This window comes from Aquimarina sp. AWH4_224, assembly GCF_056160245.1.
In genome coordinates this window covers 1-25,025 of sequence record NZ_JBSWWU010000023.1, presented here as the reverse complement: position 1 = coordinate 25,025, position 25,025 = coordinate 1, and the positions used below count along the sequence as shown (strand labels likewise).

The 25,025-nt window shown below is 35.2% G+C and carries 4 protein-coding genes; all 4 read right to left on the bottom strand.

Features of this window, described 5'->3' with window-relative positions; genetic code table 11:
- The coding region (locus tag ACXAGJ_RS24075) for a TubC N-terminal docking domain-related protein (protein WP_474843653.1) at nucleotides 1–340 on the bottom strand (340 nt) is incomplete at its 3' end.
- A gap of 4 nt (nucleotides 341–344) precedes the next feature.
- On the bottom strand, nucleotides 345–11,204 hold the full coding sequence (locus ACXAGJ_RS24070; protein ID WP_474843651.1) for an amino acid adenylation domain-containing protein: 10,860 nt from the start codon (nucleotides 11,202–11,204) through the stop codon (nucleotides 345–347).
- A 138-nt stretch (nucleotides 11,205–11,342) separates the two neighbouring features.
- Nucleotides 11,343–19,094 carry an amino acid adenylation domain-containing protein gene (locus ACXAGJ_RS24065; RefSeq protein WP_474843649.1) on the bottom strand — a complete coding sequence of 2,584 codons (7,752 nt, stop codon included), beginning with the start codon at nucleotides 19,092–19,094 and terminating at the stop codon, nucleotides 11,343–11,345.
- 179 nt (nucleotides 19,095–19,273) lie between these two features.
- On the bottom strand, nucleotides 19,274–25,025 hold a 5,752-nt coding region (locus ACXAGJ_RS24060; RefSeq protein ID WP_474843647.1), incomplete at its 5' end, for an amino acid adenylation domain-containing protein.

Sequence of the window (25,025 nt, the reverse complement as noted above, 5' to 3'; positions counted from 1 at the left end):
AACTAGACTCTAACAAAGAAACATCTAAAGAACCTTGCAAGCGAACAACCTGTGGCATATTATAGGCCAAGGATAAACGATCAAACTCATACAAAAAATACAAACGCTTCTGGGCAGATGATAAAGGATAATACAACTGCTGGGGAGCTAAGGGAATAGGCGCAAAATCTTCCTGTCCTTGTAATTGCTTTAGCTCCTCTAATATTTCTATTTTATTTGCTTTCAAGTAAGAAAGCAAATCCTCATTTAAATGACCTTTGGGATCATAAATATCTAGATGATCTCCATTGGCAGTTAGCGATATATCTAACTTCGCCAATTTTATAAGAAACTTCTTCATAAATTTAGATTGTGATCTTACTCTCTTCGTTATTAATTCTTTTTGCATTTTTGGACATCGACGCGATAATGATATGATCTGCTATATCCTTTATGGTGGGTTCATCAAAAAAGTTCCCTAATTGAATTTTTATATTAAATTCTTTTTCAATGAGATTGATAACATGTACAGCTCTAATAGAATTACCTCCCAACTCAAAGAAACTTGTAGCAGTTCCTATTATCGATGTATCCAATTTTAAAACCTCTGACCATATCGAAACTAAGCGCTCCTCTGTAGCTGTACTCGGAGCCTCATAACTGCTACTCGCCTCAATCTCAAAATCTGGAAGAGATTTACGATCAATCTTACCATTGGGCGTCATCGGAAGAATATCCAACTCCTTAAAATATGATGGAATCATATAATCTGGTAATCGATCTTGAAGATAAGAACGTAGGTCTGACACCTCTACATCTTCGCCAGTGGTAACATAATACCCTAGCAAATACTTCTCGCCCGATAACTCCTTCATCCGAACAGCAGACGATTTAATAGCAGGATGGCTCACTATTGTACTCTCGATCTCGCCAAGCTCAATACGATATCCTCGTAACTTGATCTGATCATCTATACGACCACCTAACTGAATCTCTCCTGTAGACAACCAACGACCTACATCTCCTGTCTTATACAACAACTCATGACCTAAAACGCGATGTGGATTCTCTACAAAACGCTCCTCTGTCAAAGTAGGACGATTGTAATACCCCTTGGATAATCCCAATCCTGATATGTACAAATCTCCACTAACACCTTGTGGTACCAAATTTAAATGCTCATCTAATATATAAAGCTTGGTATTGGCTATCGGACCACCTATGGTGATCAAACCATCTGAAGGTACTAAGCAAGCGGTAGAGTAAATTGTAGTCTCTGTAGGACCATACAAGTTCCATATCGGAGCTCCCGAAAGCGAAACCAATCGATCTCGTAAGGACGAAGAAAAAGCTTCTCCTGCGCTCAAAATGGTGACACCTGTACTATTGTCCCATCCCGAATCTAATAACATCTGCCATCGTGAAGGGGTCGCCTGCATATGTGTAGGACATTCTGAACGTATTAAATCCTGTAAAACCCTGGGGTCTTGAACAGATACATCACTACCTATAATTGAACGACCGCCAACACATAATGGCATATAAAACTCTAAACAAGAAATATCAAAACTGTAAGTGGTAACACTAAGCAAAGACACTGAAGCATCTATAGACAATCTATCAATTACCGAACAGATAAGATTATGTAATGCTTTATGAGAAATCATCACTCCTTTTGGGTTACCCGTTGTACCTGAAGTATAAATCACATAACACAAATCATCTCCCGAAATAGAAATATCAAACTCTGGATCCAACGAAGAGATCACAGAACGATCAGTATCTATATTCAAAACGGTACAATCAAATGAAGATACCAAAGAAAAAGTAGCATCTTCTGCAATAAGAAATGGACTTGCAATATCATCTACGATATAACCTATACGATCAACCGGATAACTAGGGTCGATAGGAACATAAGCATTACCCGAACGCATTACCCCAAGTAAAGCGATAACCATATCCAAAGAACGCGTCAAACATACTGGGATGATCTCTGAACGACCAACCCCCTGCGCCACCAAATAATTCGAAAATTGATTTACCTTGGCCCATAAATCTTTATAACTAATAGATTCACCTTCATAAACCAATGCAATACGATCTGGATCAGAAGCTACAGTAGCCTCAAACAATGATAGAAAACTATCAGCTTCGCCATAATTTACATCTGTAGCATTAAAAGAGTACAACAACTCTTCTCGCTCTTCATCACTCATAATATCATTCTTGCTCATTTTTTGAGCTCCATCTTCAGCAATACATTGAAGTGTTCTTTTATAATATTTAAAAAAATCTTTTACAGCTTCTTCAGAAACGAAACTAGATACATAGGTTAAAGAAAGTTGTAAATCCTCTCCTGTTTTATCTACATTTAAATTAAACAAAGAATTATTACGAACCCCTCCTGTCCCAAAAAACTCACTATCCAGCTCTTCGATTTGATCCAATTGAGTATTATCCTCTCTATCAATCGTAGATTGTTCAAAATCGTTATACACATAGAAATCAGTATAATTAAAAAGTATATCCGTAACTGGATTTTGATCAATTAATGGTTCCTGAAGCAACGCTACTATCTTGGAAAATGCAAGCGCATCAAACCTTTTCAGGCTATTTAATTTTGTATTTACCAAACCTACATACTCTAACCAAGTTTTATCATTAGGTATATTGAATCTTACCGGAATAGTGTTTAGGAAACATCCTAAAATTTTATCTCCATCTTCGATTGTTGGGCGATTGTTAGCTACCATTCCTACTGTCAAATCATCATCGTACGAGAAGGCACTAAGTGCGTATAAAAATGCAGAAAAAGTCAAGTTTTTCAGGCTGATATTTGATGCTTTCGATTTCGATTTCAGTTTTGACAATACATTTGCATCTAACTTTTCTTCCCAGAGTCTAAACTCACTCTTATCTTCTACCGAATCAAAAGAAAACCTTTTGTACCCTTCTAATTCTTCTTTCCAAAACTCTTTAACCTCAGTATTCTTTGATATCCAGTTTTGTTCTATCACAAAATCTTTGTAACTACTCTTCAATGGAGTTAGTTCATACGCTGAATTTTCACTCAAAGCGATTAAAACATTATTCAATTCTGTATTGAAATTAGCATCGCTCCAACCATCAATAATCGCATGATGACAAACAAAACAAATGCAATACGAATCATTTCCTAAGTCAAATACCAAAAAGCGAAATAACCCAGGATTTTTAATTGAAAAAGGATGTTTTCTATCCTCAACTAGCACATCGTTAATAGTTTGCTGTTGTTCATTTCTTTTTGCTGATGAAATATCAAAGTGAGTAATATTTAACTCCGCTTCTTTAAAAACAACTTGTAGTAATTCTTCCTTACTTTGATAAAAGGCTGTTCTAAGAATTGAATGCTTCTTAACCAGCAATTTGATAGCCTCCTCTAAATTATCTATGATGTTTTTTGGATAATGTAGTATATGTACCATTTGGTCGTGATACAGCCCTTGATCGAGCATCGAATAATAAATCATTCCCTTTTGAATATCTGTTGCGGGATAAATATCTTCTACCTCATCTATCTTATCTACTAATGTGTTTTCAAGAAGTTCATTCTTGTATGTTTCGAATTCAATTTTAATTTTCTCGATTTCGGTTTCGTCAAGACTATAACTTTGATTTTCTTGAAGATTTTCGCTTATCCCGGCGATTGTTTGGGAAACGAATAAATCTGCAATTTGTAGTTTTACATCCAATTCTTTATTGATCCGATTTACCAATTTAATCGCAATCATAGAGTCTCCTCCAAGATTAAAGAAATTACTATCAATTCCTATTTCATCCACATTAAGCACTGCTGACCAAATGGAGATCATATTTTCTTCGAATTCATTTCTCGCCGCTCTAAATACACTTGTATCTTCAATTATTGGTTCTGGCAATTTTCGCTTATCTATTTTTCCATTGGAAGTAAGTGGTAATGTATCCATCTGCACGAAGTAAGATGGTATCATATAATCTGGTAGTGTTCCTGATAATTGCGTTCTGATCTTAGCAATATCCATTGTTTCTTTTGATACAAAGTAGGCGCACAACGTATTATTATCTAACTTGTCTTTTCTTACAACAACTACCACATCGTCCCATGCAAAGCATTTCAAAATCTGATTTTCTACCTCTCCGATTTCTATTCTGAAACCTCTTATCTTCACCTGATTATCAATTCGTCCTATATACTCTAATTCTCCATTTTTCAGGTATCGTGCAAGGTCTCCAGTACGGTACAAACGTTCATTGGGTTTATAAGGATTAGAAATAAACTTGGTGTTTGTCAGCTCTTCTCTATTGAGATATCCTCTGGCTACACCGTCTCCTCCTACGAATAACTCGCCTGTAACTCCTTGAGGAACCATTTGTAGATTTTTGTCAAGGATATAAACAGATAAGGTTGGGATAGGTACACCGATATTACTTATTCCATTTTCAATTTCTTCTAAGCCTATTTCTTTGAACGTAACATGAACCGTGGTTTCAGTGATTCCAAACATGTTGATTAATTTGGTGTTAGGATATTTTTGATACCAAGTTTTCAATTTCCCTGGTTTCAGGGCTTCTCCTCCAAAAATCACATACCGAACACCAGGAATAGTGGTATTACTGTTGGCGTCAGCTTCAATGAGATTATTAAACGCGGATGGAGTTTGATTAACGATGGTAACTCCTTTATTAGAAATAACATTCCAATACGCCTTAGGATCTTTAGAAACCATTTTAGGAACAACTATTAATTTTCCTCCGAAAAGAAGAGCTCCATACATTTCCCATACGCTGAAATCAAAGCAATGGTTATGAAACATCGTCCAAACATCATTTTCATTAAAATCGAACAATGGCTCTTCATTAAAAAACAGTCTAACAATATTTTTATGTTCAATCATTACACCTTTAGGATTCCCTGTTGTACCAGATGTATAAATGATATAACATAAATCGTTTGGTTGATGAAGTGTTGCTAAAGGCTCTGTATTTTCTGACTTTTGCAACGCTTCGCTAAATAAAACCACCTTAATCTTGTCAGCTACCTCATAACCCTCTTGATTAGTGACTACGATGTTGGTCTGGCTATCTTCTAGCATATAATCAATACGCTCTTTGGGGTAATCTATATCAATTGGTAAATAGGCTCCCCCAGCTTTTAAAATAGCCAACATACTTATTACCGTTTCATGAGAACGATCGGTTAGCACACCTACAATAGAATTAGGGCCAACCCCTTCTTGTTGAAGAACCCAAGCCAATTGATTACTTTGATCATCCAGTTCTTTGTAAGTCAATATTTCTTCTTGAAATTCTAAAGCAACTCTATTGGGGTGTTTCTGCACTTGATCTCTAAAAATGGAACAGATTGTTTCATTTTCCGGAAATGAGACCTCGGTTTTATCCAAAGCATTAAGAAGTTGTATTTCCTCTTCTTGGTCTAAGATTTGGATATCTTTTAATTTGATTTCACTATTATTTGCAATAGTTTCTACTATTCTGTTGAAATAAACTTTAAAATCTTTGATAGTACTTTCTATAAATACATCTGTAGCATACTCAAAATTGAGATGTAACATATTCTTAGACTCCCCAACCGTTAGGGCTAAATCAAACTTCGCAGTCTTATGCCCATTATCATAGCTACTAATTTGCAAACCTTCAATATTCAACGCTGAAACCTCAACATTTTCGTAAGAAAATGAAACATCGAATAAAGGGTTGCGGCCTGAATTTCGTTCAATATTTAATGCTTCTATTAAATCCTCATATTGAAAGGACTGATTATCAAAACATCTTAGCGCTCTTTCTTTAACCTCCTTTAAAAAATCAATGAATCTCGATTCTCCTTCCGGATAATTTCTGAGCGCAACTGTATTTACAAACATTCCCATTACATTCTCAAGATCACTATGGGAACGACCTAAAACGGGCGTACCAACTACGATATCATTTTGGTTGCTAAGTTTACTTAGTAAAACATTATAAATCGACAGTAAAACCATGAACAAAGTTGTTCCCTCTTTATCTGCCAAACTCTTCAGGAGATTCGTTGTTTCTTCGTTAATAGAGAACTCAACGGTATTCCCTTCATTGGTTTTATGTATAGGTCTTTGATGATCTAATGGCAACTCAAGTATGGATAACTCTCCTTCAAATTCCTGAAGCCAAAACTCTTTTTGTTTTGCCACTTTCTGCTGTTGTTCATCACTTTGCTGCCATTCTGCATAATCTTTATATTGAATGTTTAACGCAGGAAGCTCTTCATTACCATAAATCTTCATGAAATCATGTATTAAAATTCCATGAGAAACTGCGTCGGTAATGATATGATGGATATCTACTAGAAGGAAGAAATCTTCTTTTCCCATTTCTACTAATCCCACTCTCAACAATACGTCTTTCTCTAGATCAAAAGGTCTTACAAATTGCTTTAAAATCGCTTGTAGGTCTTTTTCTTTTCCTTGGTAATGTTCAAGTTTAAAATCTACATCTTCATAAATTTTTTGAACTGGTTCATCTTCTATCAGCTCGATGTACGTGCGTAAAATCTCATGTCTTTGTAAAAGCTTATTAAAAACCTTTTTCAAATGTTTTTGATCCAGGGTTCCCTGTATACGAACTACCTTTGGCATATTGTATACCAAGGATTTCTTATCCAAACTATACAGGAAGTATTGTCGCTTTTGTGCAGAAGACAGAGCGTAAAACTCTTTATCCTGAACTTGTGGTATTACTTCTGTATTGTCTTCTCCAGTTTTTACAAGCTTTGCAATAGCTGCAATCGTAGGTGAGTTAAAGAAATCGGACAAGGAGATTTCTTTTTTAAACTTTGTTCTAATCCCATTGATCAGATGCATTGCCTTTAATGAATCTCCTCCTAAGTCGAAGAAATCATCATTAACTCCAATTTCATTATAACCAAATAGATCTTTCCAGATTTCGGATAATTTTTCTTCATCTTCATCATTAGGCAACTCCATTGGATTTACCAACTCTGGTCTACTCAATTTTGGGACTTCAGTTTGTTTTTCTGAATCTTCTTCTATCTTGAGCACCCACTTATTTAATCTATGTTCTAAATCGATAACCGATACTATTACCTGATTATGATTTAATATCTTATCAAATTGTTTAAAAACCTCAATTCCTTCGGCCGCAGTGATAGCATTCGTTGCATTTTCATCTTCTCCATTTTCAGAAACGGCCCATCCATCCCAGTTGATTGCTACCCAACGTACATTATCTTTTCCATTATTGATTTCAGCAAAACGATCCAAATAACTATTTGAAGAAGCATAACCATAATACCCTATACCTCCTAAAACAGAAGATATAGAAGAAAATAAGGCTACAAATTTTGGAGATCGTTTGGAAAAAACCTGCTGAATATTATTTACACCATCAACCTTAGGGGCCAATTGTTCTAAACAATTTTCAGGATTTACATATTGGATTAGATGTTCCTGGCTATGATCAATTTTGGCTGCGGATAAGTGAAATACTCCATCTATTTTACCTAGTTGTCCCTCAATCTTTTCAATGGCATTTTCAAAGGCGTTTAACCCTGTAATATCTGCTGAAATATAAATAACTTTGTTATTTAATGATTTCAAATATTCAAATCTTTCAGATTTTACTTTATCCTCTGGATTCCCATTCGCATTAATTTTTGTTCTACCAACCAAAGCTACTGATGCTCCTATCTCACATAAATGTTTTGCCAATACAAATCCTACATTTCCTAATCCTCCTGTGATTACATAAACATCATCTTTATCAATTCTTAATGCGTTATTCGACTCCACATCTGAGTCGATAAAAAGCTTTTCATAACAAGGCTCCCATCTGGTTTGTTTTCCTCTTAAGGCTACAGTAGTCGAATTGGTATATCCCATAGCCTCATCACATATTTGTTGATATAAAGTTTCAACCTCTGAGGTATCAGAAATAGAAACATCAATATTTTTTGATCTTATATGGAAGTACTCTTGTGATATTACTTTTAATGCCGCAGGTACAATTGATTCTTTTACATTCAAATTCTCTGTCCCCAAAACATTGAAACTCTCGTTAGTCACATAATTTAAGTATACTTCTGGGATTTGAGTGAACTTAGTTATTCCCTTTACCAACTGTAATAAATGGGTATATGCTGCAGTATTAATAAGTTCGTCTGAAGAGAAGTTATTATCCCAACTATCAACGAATGTCGTATCCAGAATATGTAATGGTGTTTCGGTATCAAGATGTTTCAGAACTTCTGTATATGCTTCTTTATTACTTTGATCAACATTAAGAATAACCTCGTTCTCTGATACTGCAGTATTATCATCTCCCAAAACTAGTAAGCTCACCTCTTTACAATAAGGACGTATATATTTGGCTAATTGAATAATGGTCTCTTTTTTCGAACCAATGACCAACCAATTTGCCTCACTCTTCTGAGGTTGTTCCAGAGTCACTCTTTTTTTCCATGAAGGAAGATAAAACCAATCTTTTACCTCTTTTTTATACTCAGCATTAAGCGCAGTATTCCCTTGTAAAAAGTTTGTCAACAGGTTTGGATCTAATATAAAATCCTTACGAACGAATGGATATCCTGGAAGAGGAATTTTTTGAATATTTTTATTTGGATAAAGTGCATTCCAATCTATGGTTATTCCATCTAACCATAAATCAGCTATTTTCTTAGTCAAAAATGTTGAATCACCTACATTAGTCGCTTTTACATGTCTGGTAAGATTATGAACTTTATGATTGTTCGCAAAAGCGTTATTTTTCTTAAAAAACGTAGTTAATGAATTTCCTGGGCCTACTTCGATTACAACAGCTTCTTTGGCTTCTAGCAGTGTAGAAATTCCTTTATCCAACTGCACTGTATTTTCTAATTGTTTTGCCCAATAATCTGGTGATTGACATTCCTGTCCTGAAATCCAATTACCAGTGATATTGGAGATGAAAGGAATTTTAGGTTGACGTAAAGTAACCTTAGATAATTCTTCTTTTAATTGCGCAGCCGCTTTTCTCATCATTGGCGAATGAAAAGCATGCGAGGTTTTCAAGATATTATGCTGTAATTCTAAGTCAGCGATTTCTTTTGAAAAATTTTCAATCTCTTTTTTGTCTCCAGAAAGTACGAAGTGATCGGGGCTATTGATTGACCCAAAAGAAAGGGCAGCTGGTTTGATTTTTAGAATTTCTTTCCAATCTGCATTTATCGCCAACATATGCCCTTCTTGCATTGATTGCATATATTCTCCTCGTTTGGAAACAATATGAAGAGCTTCTTTGAGGTCAAAAACTCCCGACAAACATGCTGCAACGTATTCCCCAATGCTATGACCAATAAATCCATCTGCTTTTATTCCCCATGAATTTAAAAGTTGTGCCATTGCGTATTGAAAACTAAACAAAATCGGTTGGCTATTCACCGTCTGGTTGATATGATCACCCTCTGCGCCTTCTGCACTGTATAAAATCGTTTCAAAATCCTTTCCTGTGATTTCCTTTAGAATGCCAAAACATTGGGTAAGAGCAGCATCAAAAACAGGTTCTTTCTGTCTCAAGCCTTTACCCATATCCACGTATTGCATTCCTTGACCGGGAAATGCAAAAAATACTTTTTGATTTTTTGAATAAGAGGTTACTTCCTTGAATTTATTAGTGTCTAGAGCCTCTATCAGATCTGATTTCTCTTCACAAACGAATGCTGCTTTAAAGGGTAGATTTTCTCTTCCCGTTTGTAAAGTGTAAGCTACATTCGCTAGTTGGAGTGTCCTATTTTCTTTTATAAATTCGGCTAAAGTCCTTTTTTGGGCCTCTAATGCTTCTTTGCTCTTAGCAGATATTGCAATGATATGCTCTTCATTTTCTATTTTTTCATTGCTTTCCTTATTCGAGAACTCCTCTAAGATAACATGTGCATTTGTTCCTCCAATTCCAAAGGAACTCACACCAGCTCTTCGCATGGTGTTAGACTTCCATTCCTTTGGTTGATTACTGATCAAAAATGGGGAATGATCCAATTCTAACATGGGGTTAGGAGCACTGAAATTGACTAAAGGAGGAATCGTTTTATTTTTCAATACCAGCACAGTTTTAATAAAACCAGCAATTCCTGCTGCGGCATCAAGATGACCTATGTTAGCTTTTGTAGCACCCAAATAACAATATTCTTCTTTTTGGGTGTTGTAGGCCTTTTTTAAAGATTTGATCTCTATAGGATCACCTAGTTTTGTTCCTGTACCATGAGTTTCAACAAATCCAATACTATTGGGATCAACTTTGGCAAAATTTAATGCGCTTTGTATTACATCTACCTGCCCTGGAATACTTGGTGCCGTATATCCTCCTTTTCTATCTCCATCATTATTGATGGCACTACCTTTTACTACTGCATAAATATGATCATTATCTGCTATTGCTTTATCCAATCTTTTTAGGACAACCATCCCTGAACCTTCTCCAAAAATTGTTCCTTGAGCGTCCAAGTCAAAAGGTCTGCAATGACCATCTGGAGAGGCGATCAACCCTTCTTCATACAAGTACCCTTTTTCTTTACTTACGCTTACTGTTGCTCCTCCTGCCACTGCCATATCACACTCTCCCAAAAGAATGGATCTGGAAGCCATATGGACAGCCACCAAAGATGTAGAACAAGCCGTATCAACATTAATACTAGGTCCTTTTAATCCTAACTTGTAAGATACTAATGTGGAACCAAAATCCTTATTTATAAAGTGAGCAGCAGACCATTCTCCAACTTTGGACGATACATCCGAGATTTTGGAGAGAACTTCCCACAAGGGATTTGGAGAACTTCCCGTAAACAATCCGATTTTACCTTCGTATTTTGACGCAGGGTAACCCGCATCCAGAAGAGCATTGTATACATTTTCATGAGTCAAACGTATTTGAGGATCCAATAACATTGCCTCATCTACTGTGTAATTGAAAAACTCTGCATCAAAGCCAAATTTGTCAGATATTTCTCCACCATTAGAATTTACATAATCTTTATTTTCTACTTGGTTTTTTGGCACACCAGAGTCTATGAGTTCTTGATTACTGTAAAAGGTAATTGACTCTTTTCCTTCACTGATATTTTTCCAATATTCATTAATATTATTAGCTTCCGGAAATCTGCAGGACATCCCTATTACCGCGATTTCTAAACCAGTATATTCATTTTTTTTATCCGCCTTCACTTTAAAAAGATTTATGTGTTCTTAGAATTATTTTTGTCAGACTCCCTTTTAATATTAGCATATTAAATCTCTAGCAACGATTTCAAATCATTGCTTACGTCTTATATCTACCTATGTTGAATTATTTTTGGGTACTACTTAATTGTTGATTTTACGCATCAAATCGATCGATAAATCATGTAAGTTTTCAGTTTCTGTAGAAGTAGTGTCTTTGGTATCCGTAGAAAAGAAGTTCTTGATCACAGCGCTAATCGTATCATAATCGAATAGTTCTGCAACTGGAATGGATACGCCAAATTCATTTTCAATTTTTTGACTCAATTGCACCACTTTTAATGAATTTCCTCCTAAACCGAAGAAACTATCATTAATACCAATTATATTCTTCTCTACCCCAAGAATTTCTTCCCAAATTTCTACTAATTTGATCTCTGTTTCATTAACAGGAGGTAAGTACGTTTCTTGCTTAGAAATTTCCGGGACTGGTAGTGCTCCATAATCCACCTTTCCGTTTGTGGTTAGTGGTAAGGAATCCAAATGCAATATAAATGCTGGGATCATTTGTTGAGTGAGGTACTTCATCAAAAAGGTTCTGATTTTTTGCTCATCCATTTCATTCTGAGCGATGTAGTAAGCAACTAATACGTCTTCATCATTTAAGCGCTTGACAGATACAACAGCTCTTTCTACCTCTTCAAGGAGACACAATACATTTTCAATTTCTTTTAGTTCTATTCTATACCCTCTAATTTTGACCTGCTCATTATTATGAATACGACCTAGGAAAATGAGTTCATTTGAACTGTTGTAGAAACCTTTATCTCCGGTTTTATAAACCCTAATGGATTCGTTTTCTGGAAGTGTTAAGAATTTTTCCTCGGTAATATCTTCTTTTAGGTATCCCTGAGCAAGAGAATCTCCCGAAATATAAACTTCTCCTGGAACCTGATTCGGTAACACATTCATATTATCATCCAAAATGTAAATCTTTGTGTTATCTATTTCTTTACCTATAGTAATTGGCTCATTTTCTTGGGTGATTCTTGAAGCACTACATGCAACTGTAGCTTCTGTTGGACCATACTCATTAAAAATTACCATTTCAGGATTTAATTTTTTCAATATTGAAACATGATGAGGAAGCAATGCTTCACCTCCAAGTATGGCTTTTTCTATATTCGTATTTTCTAATCCTAACGATCCTAATAGATCGATGTGCGCTGGAGTAGCCTTGATAGCCCTTAGGTTGGAAAGAAAAATTCCTTTCAGACTCTTATCCACCGAAATCCCATCTTCATAAATACTAATTGATGCTCCTCTGGATAATGGTGAAAAAATACTAGTTAATGTAAAATCGAAAGATATCGATGTAAACAATGGCAGATCAAAAGTATCTTGATTTTCAAAATAATAACGGTTCGCCCACTGTACATAGTTGCTCAATCCTTTTTGTAAAATCTTAACTCCTTTTGGGTATCCAGTAGAACCCGACGTAAATAATATATACGCCAAATCGTTGATATCCCCATTAAAAGGTTCTGGGTCTACCTCTTCTAAAGCCTCCATCTGTACATCTAACGCAAATACAGTGCCTTCAAAAAACGGTAAATTGAACATCTGCTCTGTATTGGTCAGAATCATTTTTGCTCCAGAATTATTTAGTATATAATTTACCCTTTCTTCTGGAAAAGAAATATCAATAGGAACAAAAACAGCTCTTGCTTTCATAGCCGCCAAAATAGAAATGATCAGGTCAGATGATCTCGAATTGTATAATGCAATAACATCACCTGTATGTATATTGCACTCTTCTTTTAAGTAATATGAAAGTTTATCTACGTTCTTCATTAACTCCTCGTAAGTCATAGTCTTACCAGAATCTTCGATAGCAACGGCATTCTTTCTTAATTTTGATGCCTCCTGAATGATATTAAATATATGATCAGAGTCTTTCCAATTCTTGGAAATCGGATCATTTGCTTTCTTATCACTTTGTTTTCCATCAGCAGTAGTCAAATTGATGTTACCTATAGGTGTTTCCGGTTTGTTAACCACTACTTGTAATAGGTTTTTAAAGAACTCACCATACAATACAATAGTTTCTTTCTTAAACAAATCTGCATTGTATTCAAAACTAAATGTCAACCCTTCTTCTCTTTGACTAAAAGTAAACAGAATATCAAAACTAACTTTGTTGTTTTTTTGCTCCACTCGTTCGAGTTGCAGTGTATTTTCCTCTGGTTTTGATGCACTTCTATCCCCTATATCATCGGATGAAAAGACAACATCGAAAAGTGGATTTCTATTCCTGTTTTTTGGAACATCTAATTGGTCCACTAGATTTTCAAAAGGATATTTTCTGTTATCAAAATCTCTATACACATTTTCTTTTACTTTGCTAAGAAATTCTCTAAACTCCAATTTCGAATCAACACTATTTCTCAATGCCATGGTTTCAATAAACATACCCATTACATCATCATAATTAGCCAGGTTTCTCCCCAAGTGAGTAGTACCAACAACAACATCTTCTTCATCTGTCAGTTTTGACATGAGCATGTAAAAAATTGCCAAATTATACGTAAACAGTGTAGCGCCCTCTTTTTTTGCTAACGCTATGATTTGTTTGGATAATGCTGCATCAATGGTAAAACTGTAAAAGTCTCCTTTTTTGTCATTATCGAGGTGCCTTGGAAAATCAGTAATTAATCCAGTAGACGAGGTATAATCTTCAAATCTGTTTTTCCAATACTGTTCTTCTTCTTTTAATTCTTGCTGAACCTCTTCTGAATGAAAGTACTCTACATAGGACGTAAAATCCTTATCCAACATTTCTAAGGTCTTATTTTCTATAATTCGCATCAAATCATTCAAAAGAATTTGATTGGATCTACCATCAGAGATGATATGATGAATATCGATTAGCAAGTAGTCTTTACCTGTACTATTGGAAACTTTTGCGGCCCTTAAAAGTGGGGCGGTACTCAAATCAAATGGACGCTGAAATCCTTTTGCTACCTCATCAAATTCTTGATCATTCTCTATTGAAAATTGTTCGAGTGTAAACGTAACGTCTTGATGTATCTTTTGAACAGGTTCGTCTTCTACAATTTGGTAAGACGCCCGTAATACTTGATGTCTTTGGATCAATTGTTCAAAAGCTTTTTGCAATTGATCTGTGTCAAAGGTCTCTGCTTTGAAAATAAAAACTTGATTGTAATTGGTTTCTTCAGGATAAAGCCTATTGAGAATAAACATCCTTTTTTGCGAAGGAAGTAACGGATAAGTTGTCTTATCAGCCTCTTCTTTGATTACTAACTCAGGTTTTGCTTTGGTTTCTTCTTGTTTTAGCGCTATAACCTCTGCAAAGGATCTCATTGTCGGATGCGTAAAAAACTCTTCCAACGAAATCTTTACATTTAGATTTTGTTTTATCTGGTTGATAAATTGAATTGCCGCCAAAGAATCTCCTCCTAATTCTAGGAAGTCATCATCAATTCCAACTTTATTAATTCCAAATAACGAACAACATAAATTGGTTAAAGTTTTTTCTAATTCAGTAGTAGGTTCTACGTAAGAAGTGGTTAGATCTGGCCTTTCGTAAACAATTTGGTCCATTTCTTCACCGATCCCGGCATAAGAATCCTCTTCACCAAGCTTATGACTATTGAAATCTTTAATCAAATCAGATTTGCTAATCATAATATTTGAACTAGAGTTGGCTAAACTTTTTCTAAATACTTCTACCCCTTCTTTGGGAGTTAACCCTTCTTCAATCAATACATCAATCTCTGCATCTGTTTTTTCATGAGTATCAGAAATTGCCTTTACCGTCATTCCTACCTCTTTCCAATCACACCAATTTATGGTAAAAACATTACCTTTTCCAGAATACCCTTGTGAATAACCATCAAAAAACTCGTTGGCAACATTGTAGGCTACCTGACCAAACTTTCCTTTGTAAAACAGATTACCAATAGAGGAGAAAAGAGCTACAAAATCCAGTTCTTCGAAATCTAGTATTTCTTCTAGTGCTAAAAGCCCATGTACTTTTGATTTTATATTGGCAATAAATTTTTGAGTGTCCCTATTTTGGATCACTCCATCATAATCTATTACTCCAGCAGCCCAAATAACTCCATTTATTTTTCCCAACTCATTTTTTACTTCTTGCACTACTTCGGCCATTTGTTGAGAATTCGAAACATCTGCGCTTAGGATCATAACTTTTGCCCCAGTATCCTGCATTTTTCGAATTTCTAATATCTTTTTGCTTGTGGTATCCTCTTCTCCATGCACTTTCAACCAATCATTCCATTCGTCTTCATTTGGGAACTTTCTTCTGGTTATTAAGGCTAAGTTTGCCTTTTCGTTTTCAGCAATATCTTTGGCTATCGAGAATCCCATCCCGCCAAATCCTCCAGGGATCAGGTAACAACCATTTTCTCTTATACGAATATTTTCTTCCTCCTTGTTTTCTAGCTTTTTTATGGAGTAAATAAATCTTTCTTTTTGTCTATATGAGACTATGATATCTTCTTTCTCTTTTTGAGCAATTTCATTGTTAATAATCTGCAGAACATCGAACTCTGGACTCTCCATTTCTGCTACATCCAAATCGATCATTTTACAATTCAAATTGTCGTATTCTGTGGAGATGATTTTTAATGCCCCAAGATTCATCGTCTTAAAAGGACTCACTTTATCTTCTGAAGTTATTTTTGTGGTTTCCCCCGTAATTACTGTAAAGTCCATATCATTACTAAAACCATTACTTAGTAGCTCTTTTGCCAAAAATGCAAGACTCAAATATCCACGATTTAGGGCATTTTGTAATTGGTTTTCCGTCTCCGGAATACTATCTACACCTTTACAATGAATTATTCCCGAAAAATGATTATTTCCATTACTTTTTAATTGTTCAAACAGAGATTTATAAGATTCCAAATCATTATAGTTAAAGGTATACTTGATCGGACTAATTTGTTCAAAAACATCTCCCTCAACTACTTCAATGATTTGATCATAACCCGCTGCGTTGAATTCCTTAATTATTCTGCTTCCTAAACCTCTATTATCGCTAAATACCAAAAGCTTTTGCTCTTTGTCTACATCTGAGATGTCAACATTCAAAATTGAACTTTTCACCCATCTGTGCGTAAATAGCCAATTTGACATTTCTAAATCTACGTTTTGGGAAACACCATTGGATGGATTACTTAAACCATTCAACAACTTCTCTAAATTAAATTTTAAAGGGAATCTCGTCTTTTCAAAAGGATAGGTTGGTAAGTATACTCTTTTCGCGTTTTCGGATTTATACAATTCTTGCCAATCTATGGTAGTTCCCAATTTCCATATTTCAGAAACCTTTTTGATAAAGTAAGCATCGTTTTGATTTTTTTCGTCTGCAGCGTTTAATAGATCTACTGTTACAACGTTCTCTTGTTTTTTAGCTATGCGATCGATCAATTTAGTTAATTGATCTCCGGGCCCTATTTCTATAAAACTAGTATACCCCTGATCAATCAATGTTCGAATTCCTTTAGCAAAATGGACTGTATTTCTTAGGTGCTTACTCCAATACTTCCCATCGATTGGTTCTTCAAAAAACGCTCCGTTATGATTAGAAATTAATGGAATTCTTGGTGTTCCAAAAGTAAAATCATTTAGAAACTCCGAATACTCATCCAATACCCCATCCATCATCGAAGAATGAAAAGCATGTGAAGTTTTTAGTTTTTTGGTGTATATATTTTCTGATTTTAAAACGGAGACAAATTGTTCTATTTCGTTGGTATCGCCAGAAATTACTGTTAGCTCATCAGAATTTACTGCGGCAATAGAGATACTTTCAGGACACAATTCCTTAATCGTTTCCTCATTCGCAAAAGCGGCATACATTGCTCCTCTTTTGGCTTGTTGCATTAATTTAGCTCTCTTCCCAATAATTTGTATAGCATCATTCAAATTGATCACTTCAGCAATTACAGCCCCAGCATACTCTCCGATACTGTGTCCAATAAGCGCTGAAGGTTGAACTCCTAAATCGATCAAAAACCGTGCAAGTGAATAGCTGATTGAAAACAACCCAAGCTGGGTATACAAAGTTTCATTGATTTTGATATCGTTTGCCTCTTCGGATTTGAACAACTCTACTTTCAAGTCAATGTCGTGATACTCTTCTATCAATTTGAAACAGCTATCCAAATATGTTCTGAAAATCTCATGTTTGGTATACAATTGTCTACCCATATTTAAATATTGAGATCCCTGACCAGAAAAAACAAAAGCACATTTGTTATATGCCGTAGGATTTTTCACCTCATTAACCGGCGTTTGCAGCTCTGAAATCAGATCATTTACTGTTCTTGCTGTAAACGACTTTCTTACTGGCATATCTGCTCTTCCGCAATTGAGTGTATACGATATATCGGCTAAGTTCTGGTGTTCATTCTTTTGCAAGAATGAGATCAAATCCGAACGCAGCGCATTTAACTTATTCGTATTTCTAGCAGACAAATTGATAGCATATTCATAATTGGTAGTAATGTCTAAACTCTTTTCTTCATAAGGCTCTTCCACAATAATATGGCAATTAGTACCTCCTATCCCAAAAGAACTAATACCTGCCCTTAGTTTATTAGAATTACTTTCCCATGGTTTCAATTCATTATTTACGTAGAAAGAAGATTTATCGAAATCAATATTTGGATTAGGCTTCTTGAAATGTAGACTAGCAGGAATCTTTTTGTTTTCCATCATTAGCAACACTTTGATTAGAGAAGCTACTCCTGCTGCGGTATCTAGGTGTCCAATATTGGTTTTAACAGATCCAATAGCAGTTTTTATGGAATCATCTTGTTTATAAGCTTCTTTTAAACCATCTATTTCGATAGGGTCTCCTAATTTTGTCCCTGTTCCGTGTGCCTCTATATAAGAAATTGAATTGGGATCAACTCTTGCTATTTTAATAGCGTTTTGAATCACTTTTCTTTGACCACTAACGCTTGGCGCAGAATATCCAATTTTATCATTTCCATCATTATTGATCGCGCTTCCTTTGATAATCCCATATATTTTATCATTATCTCGAACGGCATCTTTATATCTCTTTAGAATTACCACGCCTCCGCCTTCACCGTTTACCGTTCCTTTCGCTTCGGCATCAAAGGCGCGACAATGCCCGTCGGGTGATAAAATGAGGTTTTCATGATATTCATATCCTCCCGCATCTAATAACGATGCCGAAACACCTCCCGCAACCGCAATCTGGCAGTCTCCGGTTTGTAGTGCTCTTGCTGCTTGATGCACTGCCACCAAAGACGAAGAACAAGCCGTATGTGTATACATTGCCGGTCCTTTTAAATTTAAGTTATAAGAAATCAAAGAGCACATAAAATCCTTATCCGCCAAATATCCCGAAGCAAAAGCATTCACCTTATTGCTTCCATCCAACATGACCATACTTTGCCATATGCTGTTATTGCTGGCGCTAGCATACAATCCTATTTTCCCTTTTGTTTTTGAAGGTGTATAACCAGCCATTTCCAGTCCTTCCCAAACAATTTCATGAAAAATTCTGGTTTGGGGATCCATCACATTGACCTCTGCAGGAGTGTAACCAAAAAAACCTGCGTCAAAGCAATCTTTATTCCCTAAAACCCCATTTGATTTGATATAGTTTTCCTTTTGGAAAAGTTCTTCGGCTATTCCCAAAGCTTTTAACTCATCATCCTCAAAAATGGTAAACGTTTCTTCTCCTTTTGAAAGACTTTCCCAATAGGCTTCTGCATTTTTACACGTATTAAATCTCCCGGCATATCCAATAATAGCAACTTCTAGCCCAGTAAGTTCGTTTTCTATTTTTTTGTCATTTCTTAAATTCATAATGAGATTTTTTCTGATTCAAATACCAGTTATGAATACCAGTATATGTGTTGACCTCCCCAATAAAAGTGGCCAACAACTTTGATTTTGTTTTATTAAATATTAGAATGTTGATTATTTTATAATCATCCACAAACACCCCGTTTAGTTGTATGGGGTTGTTCTTTTTTTGCGGTTAATTATTCATCATCTATGTCAAATAGATCCAATGTAGAGTTAATTTCTTCGAATGAAACGTCTTCTTGTTCATCCTCTGTATCGTTTGTTTGTCCTATATTTTGATCTATGATCTTGGAAAGTGCTTCGATAGTAGGAAATTCAAATACGTTGACTACTGAAATTTCATATTCAAACTCTTCATTGATTAAATTCACCATATTCATCAATTTTATAGAGTTTCCACCGATCTCGAAAAAATTAGTTTTGATTCCTATCACGTCTTGAACCAGGTCTAGTACTACACTCCAGATTTTAACTAATCGTTCTTGTGTTTCATTTTTGGGACTTACGTAATCCTCTCCAACTTCAATTTCAAAATCCGGTAGTTTTTTCTTATCTATTTTACCATTAGGTGTTAATGGAATTTCTTCTAGCTGAACATAGAAAGGAGGAATCATGTACTCTGGCAACTTGTTTTGAAGAAAGGTCTTTAATGCTGACCTATCCAACTCCGTTGTTCCTACAAAATAACCGATCAAATGTTTGTCATTATTTTTTTCAACCACAATTACTGTGACTTCCTCAATGTTAGGATGTTTTAATAGTTGATTTTCTATTTCTCCTAACTCAATTCTAAATCCACGTATTTTTACCTGATTATCTATTCTACCTATAAACTCTATATTACCGTCTGGAAGCCATTTGGCCATATCCCCAGTTCTGTACAATCGCACAGCATTAAAAAGCTCGGTATCCATAAATTTTTCCTTGGTTAACTCGGGATTGTTCAAATAGCCTTTGGCCAAACCTACTCCTCCGATAAATAATTCTCCAGGTACTCCAATAGGTAATAGCTCCATATTCTTACCTAGAATATAAATTTCAGTATTCGGTATAGGCTTACCTATGATCCCTCCATCACCTATTTTTATACCATTGTTATAGGTAACCGCAATCGAAGACTCTGTAGGACCATATTCATTATTTACCGAAACGTGAGGTAATATTGCTTTTGATTTCTCCAACAGCTTATCAGTTGGGCGCTCACCCCCTACTCCTATGAAACGTAATTGCTCCATATTTTCACTGCTTTTTAATTCATCTAATATGGCATTATAAATCGCAGGCGTAGTACAACAATTAGTAACCTTTTCTTTTTTAATAGTATCTACGATATGTTTTGGATTTACTCTATTTTCTTCGGAAACAAGAACCATAGTAGCTCCAGAAAGGAGACTGGTATAAAAGTTTGTAGCATATGCATCAAAAATATAAGGAAATAACTGTAACGTAACATCCTCTGGATGATATCCAAATTTTTGAATCCTCCAGCAGATATAGTTCAATACTCCTTTTTCTTTTACTTCGACACCTTTAGGATTTCCGGTAGTACCAGAAGTGTAGATAACGTTTAATAGATCTTCCTTATTTTTTTGGATACTCGTTCCTGTTTCAGGAAATTCACCATCTTCTTTTTCGGTATGATCAAAACAAATAATTTGTTCTTTATCAAAAGATAACTGATTAAAATTTTCATCTGCAGACAATCCCTCCTGTACAACCACCAGATCAGCTTGACAATCCTTAAGGATATATGCATTTCGTTCTGCAGGTGCTGAAGGAGCAAGAGGTACATATACACTATTTGCTTTTATCACCCCTAAAATTGATGCTATCATCTGGATAGAAGGATCAAAGTAAAGTGCTACCTTGCTTTTTGTTTTAGATTGTTTTTGAATAATTTTCTTCGCCACTTGATTAGCCAAAGCATTTAGCTCCCGATACGAAATTTGTTCCTCTTCGAAGATCAAAGCAATCTTATCCGGATCCCTTTTCACTTGGTTTTCGAAAAGACTAATGATCGAATCACCAGTCTCATTGATCACCGGAGTGCTTTTAAAGTCATTCAATAAAAGGAGCTTTTCTCCTTCGGATAAGATATCTATATCGGATAATTTGATACCCTCATTTTGAACTACAGATGAGATGATCTTTTGAAGATATTCGCTAAACCTCTCAATAGTTGACGATTTAAACAATTTTGTGGAATATTCGAAATACACAAAAAACTGATCTCCTTCTTCTTTTACCGACAACATCAAATCCAATTTGGAAGCTGCATGATTACTTTGATATGGACTCAAAGAAAGATTAGGAATTTCTAAAACATTATCCTCAAATTGCTCAAATACAAAAAGTACATCAAACAAAGGGTTATGACCAGCTACTCGATCTAATTTGAGTTCATCAACGATATCATCGTATTGGATTTCCTGATTATCCAAGGCCTGCAAGGTTCTCGTTTTAACTTTTGCAAGAAACTCGACAAACTGTAAACTTCCATTCGGATAATTTCGCAAAGGAATGGTATTTACAAACATTCCTAGCATATTTTCAATATCGGTATGCTGACGTCCTGCCACCGTTGTACCAATGGTTACATCTTCAAGATTTGTTAATTTATTCAGCAGAATGTAATAAAAAGATAAGAACAACATAAATGTGGTCACATTCTCTTTTTGAGCAATTTCTCTGAGTTTTTTACTATCCTCAGAATTTAGCAAGAAATTCAATCCTGCTCCTTTATTGACTTTATCTGATACTCTTGAGTAATCTATTGGTAGTTCTAATACCTCAGGTGTTTCTACAAATTCATTCTTCCAAAATGCTTTTTGACTTTCAATATTTTGTTTTTGTTCTTCACTCTGTTGCCAAACTGCATAATCTTTATATTGAATTTGCAGTTCTTCTAAATCTTTTCCGTTGTAATAGTTGATAAAATCCCTCATCAAAATTCCTTGAGAAACTCCATCGTTAATAATATGATGAATATCGAGCATCAATATATGATCGGATGAGTCACGTGTGATTAAACCAACTCTCAATAGAGGAGCTATTACTAGATCAAATGGTCTTATGAAATTAGACACAATCTCATCTACATCAGCATTAAGATGATCATGATATTCGATCTTAAAATCAACGTTGTCGTTTATATATTGTACAGGTTGTCCCTCTTTGATCATGAAACTTGTTCTTAAAATCTCATGACGATCGATGAGTTTCTTGAAAGCTTCTTGCAGCCGTTTTTTATCCAGTTCTCCCGTTAATTCGAAAACACTAGGCATATTATAAGCAAGGGATTCTTTATCAAACTCATACATGAAATATACCCGTTTCTGTGTAGAAGATTGAGGATAATAATCCTGCTTATCCGCTCTTGGAATTTCGATATAAGTGGTGGTATCTTTTTCTGCAATATATTGTGCTAATTGTCTAATATTTTGATATACAAATATGTCTTTAAGAGATATTTTCACTTTTAATTCCTGCGCTATTCTATTTACCAGAATGGCTGCTTTGAGCGAGTGTCCACCAAGTTCAAAAAAGCTTTTAGCAACACTCAACACTTCTTCTTTAACACCCAGAATATCAGACCACAACCCTCTTAATTGCACTTCTAAAGCATTGGATGGTTCTTGGTGATTTTCCTCCAATTTAATTTCGGGCATTGGCAGATTATTTCTGTCCACTTTGCCATTTACAGTTAGAGGTAGTTGATCTAGTTCAACAAAAAATGAAGGTACCATGTAATCTGGTAATTTTTGCGATACATAACTACGTAGTTCTGCCGTGTCAATTTCTTGTTCAGTTGTATAATACGCAACTAGGGTTTTACCTTGAGCCTCACCTTTTGCTGCTACAATCACATCTATTATTCCGTCGTACAGTGAAAGGTTATTTTCAATCTCATCTAATTCAATGCGATACCCTCTAATTTTGACTTGCTTATCTTTTCTTCCTATATATTCAATATTTCCATCTCCTAACCATCTTACCAGATCCCCAGTTTTATATAAGGTGTTGTTTTCTTTAGGATCAAAGAAGTTTTTGATGAATTTTTGTTTGGTCAGCTCAGGATTATTTATGTATCCTTTGGACACCCCTACTCCAGAAGTTAATAGCTCTCCCACAGCACCTTTGGGAACCAGGTTTAAGTTTTCATCAACTATATATACTTTTGTACCCGCAATAGGTTTACCGATAGGAATTGAGGTATACAGATCTAAATCATTAGGTATTTTGTAAAAACAAGTAAACGTAGTATTCTCTGTTGGCCCATAACCATTATACATCACAACGTTAGGCAACTTATCATAAACAGCCTTCACCGAACCAGGATGTACTACATCTCCCCCGGATATTACATATTTCAAGTTCAAATCTGATATATCACTTTTACACCATTGATCCAACAATCCCGATGTTAACCAAATCGTATTTACATTGTTTTTCTTAATTATGTTATTCAACAATTCGATATCGAGATATTTCTGCGGATACATCACCAAAGTTCCTCCTTTCAATAGCGGTATCCAAAGTTCGAATGTAGCCGCATCAAAAGCAATAGAAGATAACTGAAGGGTTGTTGTAGAAGTATCAAAAGTAATACCTTCTAAATCCAATAAACGAACTACTCCAGAATGTTTTACCAACACTCCTTTTGGAAGCCCTACACTTCCCGAGGTATAGTTTACATATGCTATATCTTCTAAATCGGTTTCTATCCCAATAGGATTTTGAGAAAAAGAAGCGATTTCGCTCTCAAACAATTGCTCCAAATTGAGTTGATCAATTCCCAAATCCAAGTTGAATGTTGAATCAACCAATACGATTGTTGCATCAATATCTTTTAGGATATGCTTTACTCTATCCTCAGGATAATTGGGGTCAATAGGAACATATACTCCTCCTGTCTTCAAAATCCCTAGTATCGCCATAACCATATCCAGTGATCGATTGATACAAAAAGGAATTAGTGCTCCTTTGTTGACGCCGTTATTAACCAGAAATCTTGCTAATTGATTTGTCTTTTGATCCAGTTGCTTGTAAGTAAGTTGTTCTTTATTGCATACAACTGCTACATTATCCGGGTACTTACGTACCTGCTCCTGAAAGGATTCTAGGATATTTTTTGTTTCAGAAAACGTATCAAAAGATTGATTAAAAGTAACCAACAACTCTTTCTTTTCGCTATCTGGAAGTATATCAAAATCTTTTATCTGTTTTTCTTGATTTTGAACAATTTCTGCAACTATTCTTCTGTAATATTGAACAAACCTCTGGATCGTTTCTTCTTTGAATAAAGAAGCTGCGTATCCAAAACTTAAAGTAATGGTGTCTTCTTCTTCGATTGCCATCAAAGTTTGATCAAACCTAGCTATATTATGTTCATAAGAAAATGGAGAGACCTGCAAATCTTCTAACTTCAGTACTTGATCCCTAGAATTTTCGAAAGCAAAAATGTTATCAAATAAAGGATTCCTGTTAGAGTTTCGCTCTAGTTTCAATTCATCTATTAAATCTTCGTATTGAAAGTCTTGGTGATTAAAACAATCGAGAATATTTGATTTTACATATTGTAAAAAATCGGTATAATTATCTTGCAGATTTATTTTGAAACGAACAGGGATTGTATTTACAAACATACCGAGCATATGCTCCAGATCAACATGTTGACGTCCTGAAGAAACGGTACCTATGGTCACATCAGATTGGTTACTGATTTTGTGTAATAGTAGCACATATACGGATACTAACACCATATACATAGTGACTTGCTGTTCTTCTGTTATTTTTCTAAGCTCGTTTGTTTCTTCTTCTGTAAATTGAATGAGCACTTCTCCTCCTTCCCGGTCATCTTCTGCATTCCTATCAAAATCAGTTGGAACTTCTACAACAGGTGCATCTGTGGCAAATTTTTCCAACCAA

Bases quoted from the DNA above. Each gene is read 5' to 3' on its own strand.
- ACXAGJ_RS24065 (WP_474843649.1), bottom strand. From the start codon at position 19,094: ATGAATTTAAGAAATGACAAAAAAATAGAAAACGAACTTACTGGGCTA.